The 13,218-nt window shown below is 39.6% G+C and carries 16 protein-coding genes; 10 read left to right on the plus strand and 6 right to left on the minus strand.

Translation table 11 applies throughout. The annotated features are described in order from the left end of the window. Positions 1-92 precede the first annotated feature (92 nt). A complete protein-coding gene (locus Q0A08_RS01605; RefSeq protein ID WP_438464395.1) occupies positions 93-974 on the minus strand; it encodes a LysR family transcriptional regulator in 882 nt (293 codons plus the stop codon). 166 nt (positions 975-1,140) lie between these two features. Between Q0A08_RS01605 and Q0A08_RS01610 the strand changes: the two genes are divergently transcribed. After that, entirely contained in the window at positions 1,141-2,034 is an 894-nt protein-coding gene (locus Q0A08_RS01610; RefSeq protein WP_438464396.1) for an ester cyclase, read from the plus strand. A 234-nt stretch (positions 2,035-2,268) separates the two neighbouring features. Here the strand turns inward: Q0A08_RS01610 and Q0A08_RS01615 are convergent, their stop codons facing one another. Further along, a complete protein-coding gene (locus Q0A08_RS01615) occupies positions 2,269-3,150 on the minus strand; it encodes a LysR substrate-binding domain-containing protein (protein ID WP_438464397.1) in 882 nt (293 codons plus the stop codon). A gap of 98 nt (positions 3,151-3,248) precedes the next feature. Between Q0A08_RS01615 and Q0A08_RS01620 the strand changes: the two genes are divergently transcribed. From Q0A08_RS01620 to Q0A08_RS01645, 6 genes are all read left to right on the plus strand, one after another. Continuing rightward, on the plus strand, positions 3,249-3,665 hold the full coding sequence (locus tag Q0A08_RS01620) for a VOC family protein (RefSeq protein ID WP_438464398.1): 417 nt from the start codon (positions 3,249-3,251) through the stop codon (positions 3,663-3,665). Further along, entirely contained in the window at positions 3,662-4,633 is a 972-nt protein-coding gene (locus Q0A08_RS01625; protein ID WP_438464399.1) for a 2-hydroxyacid dehydrogenase, read from the plus strand. Before Q0A08_RS01620 ends, Q0A08_RS01625 begins: the two co-directional genes overlap by 4 nt. 214 nt (positions 4,634-4,847) lie before the next feature. After that, positions 4,848-5,720, plus strand: coding sequence for an AraC family transcriptional regulator (locus tag Q0A08_RS01630; protein WP_438464400.1), 873 nt, complete (start codon positions 4,848-4,850; stop codon positions 5,718-5,720). 100 nt (positions 5,721-5,820) lie between these two features. Beyond that, on the plus strand, positions 5,821-6,126 hold the full coding sequence (locus Q0A08_RS01635) for a putative quinol monooxygenase (protein WP_438464401.1): 306 nt from the start codon (positions 5,821-5,823) through the stop codon (positions 6,124-6,126). A 276-nt stretch (positions 6,127-6,402) separates the two neighbouring features. Beyond that, on the plus strand, positions 6,403-6,576 hold the full coding sequence (locus tag Q0A08_RS01640) for a carboxymuconolactone decarboxylase family protein (protein ID WP_438464402.1): 174 nt from the start codon (positions 6,403-6,405) through the stop codon (positions 6,574-6,576). Between the two features lie 15 nt (positions 6,577-6,591). Beyond that, positions 6,592-6,840, plus strand: coding sequence for a carboxymuconolactone decarboxylase family protein (locus Q0A08_RS01645; RefSeq protein ID WP_438464403.1), 249 nt, complete (start codon positions 6,592-6,594; stop codon positions 6,838-6,840). Between the two features lie 90 nt (positions 6,841-6,930). Here the strand turns inward: Q0A08_RS01645 and Q0A08_RS01650 are convergent, their stop codons facing one another. Both Q0A08_RS01650 and Q0A08_RS01655 read right to left on the minus strand, forming a co-directional pair. Beyond that, positions 6,931-7,542 (minus strand): FMN-dependent NADH-azoreductase, encoded by a 612-nt coding sequence (locus tag Q0A08_RS01650; RefSeq protein WP_438464404.1) that lies wholly within the window; start codon positions 7,540-7,542, stop codon positions 6,931-6,933. A gap of 76 nt (positions 7,543-7,618) precedes the next feature. Then, the gene (locus Q0A08_RS01655) at positions 7,619-8,374 is read right to left on the minus strand and encodes an SDR family NAD(P)-dependent oxidoreductase (protein ID WP_438464405.1); all 756 of its coding nucleotides are present in this window, start codon (positions 8,372-8,374) and stop codon (positions 7,619-7,621) included. Positions 8,375-8,498: 124 nt separating this feature from the next. Between Q0A08_RS01655 and Q0A08_RS01660 the strand changes: the two genes are divergently transcribed. Beyond that, entirely contained in the window at positions 8,499-9,098 is a 600-nt protein-coding gene (locus tag Q0A08_RS01660) for a TetR/AcrR family transcriptional regulator (protein WP_438464406.1), read from the plus strand. A gap of 151 nt (positions 9,099-9,249) precedes the next feature. Here the strand turns inward: Q0A08_RS01660 and Q0A08_RS01665 are convergent, their stop codons facing one another. Continuing rightward, positions 9,250-9,849, minus strand: coding sequence for a DUF938 domain-containing protein (locus Q0A08_RS01665; protein WP_438464407.1), 600 nt, complete (start codon positions 9,847-9,849; stop codon positions 9,250-9,252). A 339-nt stretch (positions 9,850-10,188) separates the two neighbouring features. Next, a complete protein-coding gene (locus Q0A08_RS01670) occupies positions 10,189-11,241 on the minus strand; it encodes an alkene reductase (protein ID WP_438464408.1) in 1,053 nt (350 codons plus the stop codon). A 190-nt stretch (positions 11,242-11,431) separates the two neighbouring features. Between Q0A08_RS01670 and Q0A08_RS01675 the strand changes: the two genes are divergently transcribed. Together Q0A08_RS01675 and Q0A08_RS01680 are read left to right on the plus strand one after the other, a co-directional pair. Continuing rightward, a complete protein-coding gene (locus tag Q0A08_RS01675; protein ID WP_438464409.1) occupies positions 11,432-12,331 on the plus strand; it encodes a LysR family transcriptional regulator in 900 nt (299 codons plus the stop codon). Between the two features lie 83 nt (positions 12,332-12,414). Continuing rightward, the gene (locus Q0A08_RS01680) at positions 12,415-12,969 is read left to right on the plus strand and encodes a shikimate kinase (protein ID WP_438464410.1); all 555 of its coding nucleotides are present in this window, start codon (positions 12,415-12,417) and stop codon (positions 12,967-12,969) included. Positions 12,970-13,218: the final 249 nt, after the last annotated feature.

A 13,218-nucleotide genomic window follows, 5' to 3' on the forward strand; every position in this document is an offset into this window, starting at 1 on the left:
TTAAAAAAACACTTTAGGGCTTAAATACACTTTAAAGTCGTGCCTAGATAAAATTGGTAAAAATTAACGAGTAAGTGCATAAAAATAGTTATTCACCATATGTTTTTCTTTAAATGCTCAATTAAACGTGCAGTTAATCCGTTCTTAGGCGCATTAGGCGGCCATACGGCATAGACGCCAATAGATTTGATTTTTAAATTAGGTAAAAGTCTAATTAAAGTGCCATTTTCTAACTCTTTTTCTACAAGAAATTTTGGTAAGGCTGCAACACCATTTCCATTCACAACAATGTGATGTATTGCATGGGCGTTATTTACTCTGATTCTTGATTTTGGTCTAAATGAAATATTTGAACCTACTGGAAAAGAGAAAATATTATTCAATCCAATGGGGGATAATTCGATCCAATCCCAATTTTCTAGATCTTCTAATTTAAATTGGTTTGGTTTATGTTTTAAGTAGTCTGCAGAGGCTACGACCATTCTTTCTATATCGTAGAATTTTCTTGCTTTTAAACCGCTATCTTTCAAGGTTCCCATTCTTATCGCGACGTCAATACCGTCTTGAATGAGGTTACTTTGAGTATCCGAGAAGTTGAGTTGCAAGTTAACACCTTTATGCAACTTGGAAAAAGAACTAATATGATTTACCCACTCAGAACGCTCCAAAACAGCTGGAAGCGTTATGTTTAATTCTCCAATTAATTGCTTTTTTTGATCTGTTGCAACTTTTAAAAAGTCTTCTGCGCCATTGATCATTGCGCGTGCCGAAATCAGTAATCTCTCACCATCCGAAGTTAAGGATAACTTTCGCGTTGATCGATACAGCAAAGCGACCCCAAGTTCCTCTTCTAAATTAGCAATATGATGACTGACGACAGATGGCGATAACTGGAGTGCTAATGCAGCTTTACGAAACGATCCATGTTCGACTGTTTTAGCAAAAATGGCGATTTGTCTAAGCTGATTTAGCATTGCTTTCCCTATCTCAAATTATGGATGGTCACAATATATTGTCCCATTTAATCGAATTATGAAATCAATTTAATGCGTATTATCAAATAATATTAATGTATTTAGAATGTTTTTGGCGCTTACATCTTGTAATCAAAATTTTTTAGTTCACCGCAGGAATCACATTATGAAATTTATACGTACAATATTAGTAACAGGATTCATCGCAACTAATATCATGAGTACAGCACATGCTGATGCGCAATCTGATAGAACATTAGAAATTGCGCAGTCGTTTTTAAATGCTGCCGGTAGTGGTGATGGAAAAGCCCTAAACACACTTATGAGCGATAGTTTTGTTTGGCATAACGAAGGCGACCGTAGAATACCTTGGATTGGTAACTGGGAAGGCAAAGAAAAGGTAATGGGTAGCTTTATGCCTGCTTTCGGAAAAGGATTAAAAGTAACAAGTTGGAGTACAGACTATAGCTTCTCTAACGCTGATCAAGCTGTATTCATGGGCTCTATGAGTGCAATAGCAAATAATACGGGTATCGACACAGGCAAGTTTACTTGGGCTGTGCGTGTACATGTAGAAAATGACAAAGTACAAAGCTGGAATTGGATGGAAGACAGCTTCGCTGTTTCTAAAGCCTATAACAGCGCACCGGAATCTAACGAAGAGATTGTACAATCATTTTACGATCTACTCAGTAACCCTGCTTCGGCGACCGCAGCTAAAAAATTCAGGGATAATGTCAGCGACAATTGGAAAAGCATTGGAAATTACTCAGGTAAAGATAAAACTAAAGGTGCTTTTCTTGGACAGATGGGCTTTTTTGCAAAGTTAATCCCTGATTTGAATTGGAAAGTTGTAGAAATGATTGTAGAAGATGACCGTGTTGTTGTGCGTAGTCGTGCAACTGGTACACCAACAGGACCTTTCTTTGGTGTTGATGGAAAAGGGCAAAACTTCGAAATTTTGACAATTGATATTCATACTATTGAAAATGGCAAAATTGTTAAGACCTATCATGTAGAAGATTGGGCGGGTGCGCTTAACCAACTAAAAGGAAAGTAAGCGGACAAAATTAAAGGGTAAGCATTAAACGTTTTAGTACGCTAACTGTACAGCCATGATAAATTTAATTTCTTTATCATGGCTATTTCTTTTTTACATCTTCTATCTGACCCGTCCTGAATAAAGTTATCGAGCAAGACCTAGCTTCGCTTTGGCTTTATCTGATTAGATCACTTTACAACACGCTAAAGACTTAATGTTATGTCAAAAGAGCCTCATCTTATGCTAAACATTTCAATCTTCAATCAAGTCTAAACTAGCTTTCATAACCGTATCTGAAAAGGCTTCAATCAATCGCTCTTTGCCCACTTGGCGATGGGTAATCAGTTGAATATGGCGTTGGTATTCTTTGCCTGAAATAGGCTGGATTTTAATGTTTGTTGCGACTTCCTCTAGCCCTTGCCAGATGGGCACTAATGAAACTCCCATATTACGTTTTACCATCAGAGCGATGCTCTCAAGGGCATCCAACTCACATAAGGTGTTGGCTGCTATATCGCAATCTAGCAAGTAAGAATCGGCTATCGCGCCTCCCCAAGCGGATCTATCGTATTGAATATAAGGCAGGTTCAGTAAGGACTCTTTGATACTCAAAGTGTTTGTATCACTGCTAATAAAGCCCAGTTGCTCTGTGTATAAAGTGCTTGTTTGTAGGTACTTGGGGCAAACAAAAGGTGGCTTGACGATAATGATGACATCAAGATTTTTATCGAGCAGTTGCTGATATAGATTGGCCGAGGTTCCAGGTGAAATTTGTAGGTTGAGATCTGGTAGGTGAGTCGTAAGTTGTTGAATCACCGTCGGCATGATGCCTGTTAAGGCGGTGGAAACTGCACCGACTTTTAAATCGCCAGATAAGCCTGTTTGGTCTAAATCATTTTGCAGTGCTTGGGTTTCTGCGACTAGGTGCTTCAATCTAGGTAATAGTCTTAAGCAGGCTTCTGTTGGTTTGGCTGAATGCCCAGAACGGTTCAACAACGGACAACCTAAACTTTGCTCTAGTGCTTTAATTCGCTGACTCACAGCCGCAGAGGTAAGCATTTGATTTCTTGCTGCGGCAGCGATAGAACCTGTGTTAACCACTTCTAGTAAGCTTGATAAAAATCGGATATCCAAAACAATTCCTTATGGTCATTCATATAAATATATAGTATTTGTTTTGAATGATGATTGCTAACCTCTCAGTCATAAGAACAAACAGAGAGACAAGCGATATGCAATCGAACATTTTCCATTTAGCCATCAATGTGACTGACTTAAACCAAGCTCGTGCTTTTTACGGTGAATTGCTAGGTGCAGAAGAGGGGAGAAGTACAGAAACTTGGGTCGACTTTAACTTTTTCGGGCATCAACTTTCTCTCCATTTGGGAGAGCCGTTACACACTAAGAACACAGGTAAGGTGGATAACATTGCTGTCCCTATGCCGCATTTTGGTTTGGTACTGCCTTTGGACCTATGGCGAACACTCGCCGATCGACTAAGCGCCGCTAAGATAGATTTTGTGCTGCCTCCCACTCATCGTTTTGAAGGGCAACCCGGCGAACAATTTACCTTTTTCTTTTTCGATTCCTTTGGTAACCCGATTGAATTTAAAAGCTTTGCTGACATGAAGGAGGTATTTAACGCATGAAGCATATTGTTTTTCTTAGCCGCTTAAAGGATGAGGCTCAGCTTTTATGGGTTGAGCATCTTAATCCTCAGTTGCAAAACCATACGGTGTTGCTCCCTGATCAAATTACAGAGGGAGAAGAGGCCTTGGTCGATATCGCCATTGTGTCTAATCCTAACCCAGAAGACTTATTGCGTTACCCCAACCTTGTTTGGGTGCAAAGCTTATGGGCTGGGGTTGAGGGCTTGGTGCAAGCACTGAAAAGTGATGTTTTTAACAAGGCATGTTTAGATAAGACAAGTTTCCAACTCGTCAGGCTCATCGACCCGACTTTGGCTCAAAGCATGGCAGAGTCTGTATTGGCGTGGACACTGTATTTGCAGCGTAATATGCCGAGTTATGCCCTGCAACAAGGGCAAAAACAATGGCGAAAGTTGCAGCATAGGGATTCAAAAGATTTACGCATCTCAATGTTAGGTGCGGGAAAGCTTGGGTTAGCTTCTTTGAATTTGTTGCAACAGCTCAATTATTCCCTGAGCTGCTGGACTCGTTCTCCTAAAGTGCTTGATGGGATTAGCCATTATCATGGACGGGATGGTTTAAAGGCGATGATGGAGCAAACCGATATCCTAATTAACCTGCTTCCGTTAACGCCTAATACGCATCATATGTTGAATAACGAGACGCTAGCTTGGCTTCCTAAAGGGGCTAAGTTAATAAACTTCTCTCGTGGCGCCGTGGTTAACACAGATGACTTGCTAGCCTGTTTGGACTCAGGGCAAATTGAGCATGCTGTATTAGATGTGTTCGAGCAGGAGCCTTTACCAGTTGAGTCTGAAATTTGGTCTCACCCTAATATTACAGTGTTACCACATATCTCAGCACCGACGAATAAAGAAACCGCTGCCAAAATTGTGGCTGACAACATTCATTTATACAGAACTGAAAACAAGCTGCAAGACAGTGTGGATATTAAGCTTGGCTACTAGATTCACTTAAAGGTGAAAACTTCATAAAGTTTACATGATTGTCTACACAGTTATTCTTTAAATAGATAAAGTGCATTTTAATCGCAATTTCCTCTTCTTTATCTCAAAGCCTGTTATCATTTGAAAGTGATTAATTTGTTAGTTTTTCGCGCTTTGTTATTAGAAAATTTGTTTAAATAACGCATAAATTTGCCTTTTAATTTAATGGAAGATAATGAAATACCAGACATTGCCTAAAGCGCTTTATACTTATCCAGGTGTGAAAAAAATATTTTATGATAATCAATCATGCATTTTATTCAAAAAGCTCAGCCATAGTTTATTAAATCAAGAGAAAATCGCTACTTCCCACTGCTTCATGTACATAATTTCAGGTCAAGTTGAGGTGAAAACAAAAGAGGGCAATGCCATAACCACACAGGCTGGTGAGGTTCTATTTATGCCCAGAGATACGTATTTAATTTCTGACTTTGTTGCAGAAAATAATACGCTAGAGCTTTATTTGATTTTTATTGGTCATGAAACAATCGATGTATTTTTGAACTCGACACGTAAGGCATCCCAAGAGGGAAGTGGAACAGTTCCAGTTCCTTCTGTTTGCATGATAAACGTGAGTAATAGTATCAAGCATTATTTTAATGGCTTAAATGCCATGTATTTGGATGTCGAAAATAATCGAGAAATTTTGAATCTCAAGTTGTTGGAGTTTTTACATTTAATCAATATCGATGACCATCAGAATATTGTTGCAACCCTATATGCTTCAGAGCAATGTAAACGTAAGCGTAATATTGCATCCCTTATGCTTGAAAATTATAAAAATAACCTGACTGTAACTGACTTTGCGGATTTAAGCGGCCGAAGTTTATCTACGTTTAATCGTGACTTTAAACGAAAATACGGTATGTCTCCTAAACAGTGGTTAATAGGGCAAAAAATAACAGCTGCTAATACCCTGTTAGAAAACGGTATGAATGTGACAAATAGTGCGCTGGAAGTAGGTTATAGCAACGTTTCTCACTTTATTAAAGCATATAAAAGTGTCTATGGAAGAACCCCAAAAGAGATTAAAAAGAAAACAATTTGACTGGAATTGAATACTTTTGGCTGAGTTGGAGTAGAGGCATTTTTGGTAAACGATAACATGATGTTCTTCGTTAATATGTCTTAGCCTAAAGGAGCACAGAATGAGCATTATTGTTATATTAGAAGCCGATGTAAAACCAGAAAGTAAATCAAACCTACTAACACTCTTAACTCAACTTTTACCAGAAACCAAGCAGTATAAAGGTTTTATCAATATTTCTATTCATAGTGAAGAAGATACAAATCAGGTTGTTTTTTATGAAGAATGGCAAACAGTCGATGATTACCATGCTTATTTGAATTGGCGTACTGAAACTGGCGTTATGAATGAGTTAGGTGCCACCTTTAATGCGCCACCTTCAATTCGATACTTTAATACAGAGAATGTCAGTTCAACTATGAACTGAATTAGATATGCAGATACTAAACTAACTTAACGAATTACTTTCATTAATTGGGTTGTACGAAAGCTTCTTTTAACCGTAATTTAACAAAAATGCCATCGTGAAGCTGACTGCTTTATGATGGCAGTCCTAGTTTATCGTGTAGAAAAAGATCAATTTTAATTATTCGTTAGTACTTTCTTTGTCTGTCATGTTTTTACTGTTCTTTAAAGTGTTATTTAATAGAGAAACAGTCATTTCTTTTAACCCTTAACAAGCTTCTTAAGAAGGATTTTCAACATGAGCATTAACTACATTGAGATAAACAAAAGGGCGCTTGATTTACTCCTGTCAGTAAAAAAACATGTGTCTTCTATCGATACGTCATTAAAGGCTTTGGTGGAAATTCGTGTTTCTCAAATCAATGGCTGTGCTTATTGTGTCGATTTACATTTTCAAGAGGCAAGGGCTTGAGGTGTACCTCAGCAGTTGCTTGATTGTTTGCCTGTCTGGAAAGAGAGCCAACTTTTTTCTGTTAAAGAGTCGGCGGCGTTGGCGTGGGCAGAAAGTGTGACTAACATTTCTACCGAAACCAATATAGAGGGAAAACTAGAAACGCTTCTCCTACATTTTAACGAAACAGAAGTCGTTGACCTTACGGTTGTTATTTCATTGATGAATAGCTTAAACCGATTGGCGATTAGCTTTGGAGATAAGCCTGTTAAACGAAATTCTTAGGGAAGTTGTTTGCTCTCAAGGAATCAAATAGGTTGAGCCATATTGATTCCTTAACTGCTTTCTACAAACTTCCTCGTGTAATAAAAAGTGCTAGATCATAGGTCGATTCTGATCTGTAATAGCCTCTTTTATTTGTGTATGTGCATTTAATAATGTTCCTGCGGTATCTTTTCCAAGGCGAGTGCTATCAATAAAAGTGATATCGCTTAAGCCAATAAATCCAAAAATATGTCGAAGATAGTCAGAGATAAAATCTAACTCAGAGCCAAGTTGGGTGCCTCCTGAGGTAACAATAATATAGAGCTTTTTAGTGGTTAATAAGCCTTTTGGTCCCGTATCTGTATACGTGAAAGTCACTTTAGAACGTGAGACTAAATCTATCCAAGCTTTAAACGTAGCAGGAACGCCAAAGTTATAGATAGGCAGGGCAACGACAAGCTGATCTGCGCTTTTTAGCTCTTCTATCAATTGATCAGACAAAGCAAGTTGGTCATGCTGTGCTTGAGTTCTGTCGTTAAAAGGGGTGACGTTAGCCTTGATCCAGTTGCTGTTGATTAAAGGAATGCCATTGGCTAGGTCTCTATTAATGACTCTGCTTGTCTCTTGTTTGGTCAGTTCGTTGATTAAATCATCCGCTAGTTTACGGCTATAAGAGTCTGTTTCGCGCAGGCTGGCATCAAGCCTCAATATGGAATTTGTCATCTTGTTCTCAGTCTTTACGTTGAGCTTTAAAAGTAATGCCTCTACCCCGCGATTAAGGCAGGGTAGAGGTAATCACTTAAGACAAAATTGGGTTTAGGTTGATACCGCCATCAATATTGTACTCACTACCTGTAATGAATGACGCATCATCAGAGGCTAGGAAGGTGACGAGCTTTGCAATGTCTTCAGGCTGGCCAAAACGTTTTAAAGGGATTCTATCTTGCATGGCTTCGGCAAACTGATTTAACTGATCTTCTGGCATGCCTACTTTACCGAAGATCGGCGTGAATACTGGCCCAGGGTTAACTGAGTTAATGCGAATATTTCTTGCTGCTAGCTCGCTTGCTGCGGTTCTTGTGTAAGAATTTAATGCGGCTTTAGAGGCTGCATAAATAGCGGTATTTGGCATAGCGGTATAAGCATTGATAGATGAAAGGTTAATAATGGAAGCTCCTTCATTCAAAAGAGGCAGGAATTTCTCTGTTGTAAAGACGGCACCTTTAAAGTTGATTCCCATCTGCATATCAAACATTTCTTCTGTGTTCTGGCCGATAGGCGCTGGGCTAAATATCCCTGCATTGACGAATAAAACATCAACTTTGCCTAGTTCTTCGCCAACCTGTGCGACTAGCTTATCAATTTGTGATAGGTCGATTACATCGGCAACTATGCCTGTCACACCCAACTCATGAGCGGCACTCGCGACCTTGTCTACTGAGCGGCCTGTTATCACTACCTTCGCGCCAGCAGCTTTAAAATGCTTGGCTGTTTCGTATCCAATACCGCTATTCCCACCTGTTACTACTGCGACTTTACCTGTTAAATCATTCATGTCTGCTTTTCCTATTAGTGTTTAAAATGTGAAATCGATTCGGGACCGATCGGTCCAGATGTTGAAAATCTATACCGATCGGTTCATAATTGCAAGCATTAATAATTTAAGTGTGAGAATAAAAATGACAGCAGGCCGTAATCGTAGCTTTGATAAAGAAAAAGCTTTGAAAGAAGCGATGAGGATTTTTTGGCAAAATGGATATCCGGGAACATCGTTAACTGACCTAACGACTGCAATGGGGATTAATAAGTCCAGCCTTTATGCTGCATTTGGTAATAAAGAAGCCTTGTTCAAGCAGGTGATTGATCTTTATGTCGATAAACACGGCATTGTTCATGCGGCTGAATTGTTTAAAGAAAACATGCCTTTAGAGGAAAGAGTAAGAGAATATCTTATGTCTGTTATTCGTATGCAAACGAGCCCCGCTTTACCAAAAGGCTGCTTAGTGTGTCTTTCAACGTCTGAAATGGCGGGTGATTGCTTACCAGAAGATTCAATCACTCAAATCGCTGGCATCAATGAGGAAACAGTACGCTCATTAAGCTTATTCTTTGAGGGTGAAAAACAAGCAGGTAACTTTAGTGGTGAACTATCACCAGATGGCATAGCAAACTATTTGTTAACGTTACAATTTGGCCTAGCTGTGTCAGCCCGAAATGGTAGTAGCTTAGAAGCACTGCAAGAGGTAGTCGATTTCACTGTAAAGCAATTGAAGCTTTAGCCCAGAGCTTTGAGTTCTAATGCTTTTATCTCTAGCGTGTTGAGAAAAATGCTGGGATAGAGCAGGTGTTAACACCTAAAAATCGTATTTTTAATAAGACGGCCATCATTTAAAATGGCCACTTTAATATGTTTTATACTGAGATCAAATACTACTTAGCACTCACTCGCCAAACCAATAAACGGTTATTTGCTGGCATTGGGTTGTCTGCAATCAGTTCTAATTCTTGCTCGCAAGCCAGTTTGTTGACTGTCTCGAAATCACGAATGGCACGATGAGGTGCTTGCTCTTTTAGCCAATCATTGAAACGAGCATTACTCTCGCTGGTAAATTGGCCTTGGTAGTTAAAAGGGCCGTAAAGGAAGAAATAGCCACCTTCTTTGAGTGCACTAGGGACAAACTCAAAGAATTTTTCAACTTCGTCCCAAGACATAATGTGGGCTGTGTTAGCAGAATAAAGGAAGTCTACTTTCTCATTAGTCCACTTCGCCGTGCTGATTTCAAGTTCAAGCGGTGCTTTAAAATTATCACGTTGTGCATCTGCTACCCAGAGTTTGATGCCTTCAAGGTAGTCTGTCTGGTCACTTGTTTGCCAAGCTAGGTCAGGATAATGCTGTGTTATGTGTTCACCATGTTGTCCTGTTCCACTGCCTATTTCTAAGAGTATTCCACCTTGTTTTACATAGGGTGCTAGTATCTGGCGAATAGGTTCTTTATTGTTTTCAGAGGCTTGGGAAAATGGTTTATTCATAACGTACCTTCATGATGATTGAGGAATCACTTAGATTTAAGCGCAAGATTCTATTGCTTTAGAGCGATAGAAGGCTTATCTCAAGTGTGTTTGAAATCTGATCAAATGATTAATTGCGGCGAGCTTAACATAGATACGGGCTAAGTCTGCTTATATTATGTTTTTCTAATGCGATCTTGGCTAATTAGAGGGTGCTTTCAATCCCTATGAATTAAAGCTAACTCATAAAAACACCCAAGCTAAAACGGCTAAATGTTAGTTGGGTGCCTTTAATCGTTTTTCTAAACTATTTTTCTAAAGGCATTTTTCTAAATGAAGCTTTCAATTGGGCTGAATGCTTTAGTAAAGTTCGTGCAGCATGTCATTATTGTATTCGACCAATGCTTTTTCCTGTTTTACCTTTTCTACAAAGTCTGGATTAGCAATAAAAGGTCGTCCAATTGCAATTAGATCAGCATCACCACTTTCAATGGCTGCTGCACCACTTTCTACACTGTATCCACCAGAAGCGATGAGTGTGCCTCGATAATGTTGACGAATGTACTGAGTCACGGTTCCGCCTAAATGCTCGTAGGGCTCATCGGAAAACATGCCAGTATGAACGTACGCTAAATCGTATTGATTGAGTAGCGGAAGTAGATAATCAAACACCTGCTTGTCACGATCATCGTGCTCTAAGTTGATATAAGCCTGAGGAGAAAGGCGCAAGCCAACTTTTCCTTCTGGAATTGCTGCTTTTACTTGATCGATAACTTCAATTAAGAAACGTGTCATGTTTTCGACTGTACCACCATATTCGTCTTCGCGGCGGTTGGTATCCCAATGTAGAAATTCGTCAATGAGGTAGCTATTGGCACCGTGAATTTCAACACCATCAAACCCTGCTTCTATCGCGTTTTTAGCCGCTATCGCGAACTGGTTTTGAACTCGCTTTATTTCGTCTTTCGTAATAACTCGTGGTGTTTCATATTCTAAGTTTTCGGTACGGGGAACATGTCCATGACCAACGATAGGCACTGCTGAGGGGGCCATCGGCAAAACACCATTATGATAAATCGAATGAGAGACACGACCTGTATGCCAAATCTGAGCAAAAATCTTTCCACCGTTTTGATGTACTCGTTGGGTGACTGTCTTCCAGCCATCAATCTGAGCTTGAGTATATAGCCCAGGGGTATTGGGATAGCCTTGGCCATCTTGTGATACCAGTGTGGCTTCACTAATGATTAAACCTGCATCTGCACGACGGCCATAATAAGCGGCCATTGCTTCGGTCGGTACTAGGTTATCGTCTGCCATGGAACGCGTTAGCGGAGCCATGATTATGCGGTTTTTAAGGGTTAAATTTGCCCCAAGATCTACAGAGTGAAATAAGGTATTAAGGTGACTCATAGTTACTCCTATGAACGATCTCGCCGTTCATTTCGTTAATCGGATCAGTTGATGACGTTAGCTTATCTGTTTCTTATATTTGTACTAGATAGGTAAAAGTGGTTTCTTTGTTCTCTTTTGGTGTACAGTGATGTGAGAGATAACGAAAGTGATTGAGCCTATGTGGATGAAGTTAAGTGGATGAAGTCAAATGGATGAGCTAAAGCGTATTGGTGTGTTTACTCGCGTTGTTGAAACCAAGAGTTTCTCTGAGGCCGCACGGCAGTTAGGAGTAGCAAAGTCTGCTGTGAGTAAACAAATTGTCCAGCTAGAAAAAGAAGTGGGTGTGCGTTTGCTTAATCGGACAACACGCAGTTTGAGCCTGACTGAAGCTGGTGAGATTTTTTATCGTCATAGTGCCGAAATTGTTAATCGGACAAAAATTGCTTTAAGCGAACTGCGAGAGTATCAAAACCAACCGACAGGCACATTACGAATCTCTTGCCCTGTTAGTTTTGGTACCGAGCACTTAACGTCTGTGATTAAAGAAGTTCGTTCTTTGTACCCATTATTAAAAATTGATTTGTTATTGGAAGATCGCATTATCAATATGGTGGAAGAGGGCGTTGATCTTGCGATTCGAATTGGTTGGTTACAAGAATCTAATCTGGTGGCTAAGATGATTTGTGAAGCACCGGTAAGTGTCTTTGCCAGCCCTGAGTATTTAGCCCAAAAAGGCACGCCAAAAACACCGCAAGACCTACAAAAACATGACTGGATTAGTTTGTCTCTTTTTAGCTCACCTCTTACGTGGGAGTTTGAAAAGAAAGGCCAGAAACAGAGTGTTCAGATGCACAGCCAGTTAAAAAGTAACTCGGTTGCAGCGGTTATCGCTTTATCAAAAAGTGGGCAAGGTATCTCCGCGCTTTCCACATTTTGTTTGCAAGAAGATTTTGAGAAAGGCTTGTTGCAGCCATTATTAACGGATTATGAACTTGAACCGAGCGGTATTTATGCCGTGTATCCTCATCGTGAACATGTGCCACCTAAGGTGCGTATCTTTATCGATTTCTTATCAAAATATTGCCATAGCGCAAGGTGGTTACGTTGATTTAGAGCGATCAAAACGAGAGTTTGACTTCAAATTTTGATTGTTCGAGTTACTATCTATTCATTAATCAAGGAGAAGAGATTTTGAATAAATTAGACATTGTATTAATTGGGCCAATGGGAGTCGGTAAAAGCACGATAGGTAAACTCTTAGCTTCACATCTCAAGCTGCCTCAAAAGTCGATGGATGAGTATCGTTGGGATTATTATAAAGAGATAGGCTATGACCAAGCCTATGCTAGGGAGCTCGATCAAACAGAAGGCGGGTTGAGTGTCTATCGCTATTGGAAACAGTTTGAGATTCATGCAGTAGAGCGCTTGTTAGAAGAGCATAACAATTGCGTCATTGATTTTGGGGCTGGTCATTCTGTTTATGAAGACGATGCTTATTTACAACGAGCAAAAGCAGCGCTTAAGCCTTTTCAATATGTCATTCTCTTATTACCTTCTCCTGATAAAGCGTTATGTATAAAGCACTTAAACGGCGATGAAATCGATGAAGATGCTGAGCTAAATCGACACTTTATTGAACACAAATCTAATTATGAGCTTGCTACACATATTGTCTATACAGAGGGCGCTACACCAGATGAAACGCTAGCAGAAGTTTTGAAGGTCATCGCTGTATCGCTAAACTGATAAATAGGCAACCCTGTGTCTTTCACTTAAGGTTTTTGAAAGCCCGCATGAGAAAACTGAAGCTCTTCTCAATTAATGTCTTAAGTGTTTTTAATCTGCTATTTTTGTCGGCCATCTTGCTATAGAATCCCCGTATCTTTTTTAGGGGTATCTAAGTTAGAAAATGGGTTCAGGCTTATCGCTTAAAATATGCCTTTAACACTCCTTCTAAACAGATTAACCCCTAGTATTACTCTCTTATGCAACAGG

The organism is Marinomonas sp. PE14-40 (assembly GCF_051623805.1).
In the GTDB taxonomy this organism is placed as follows: Bacteria; Pseudomonadota; Gammaproteobacteria; order Pseudomonadales; family Marinomonadaceae; genus Marinomonas.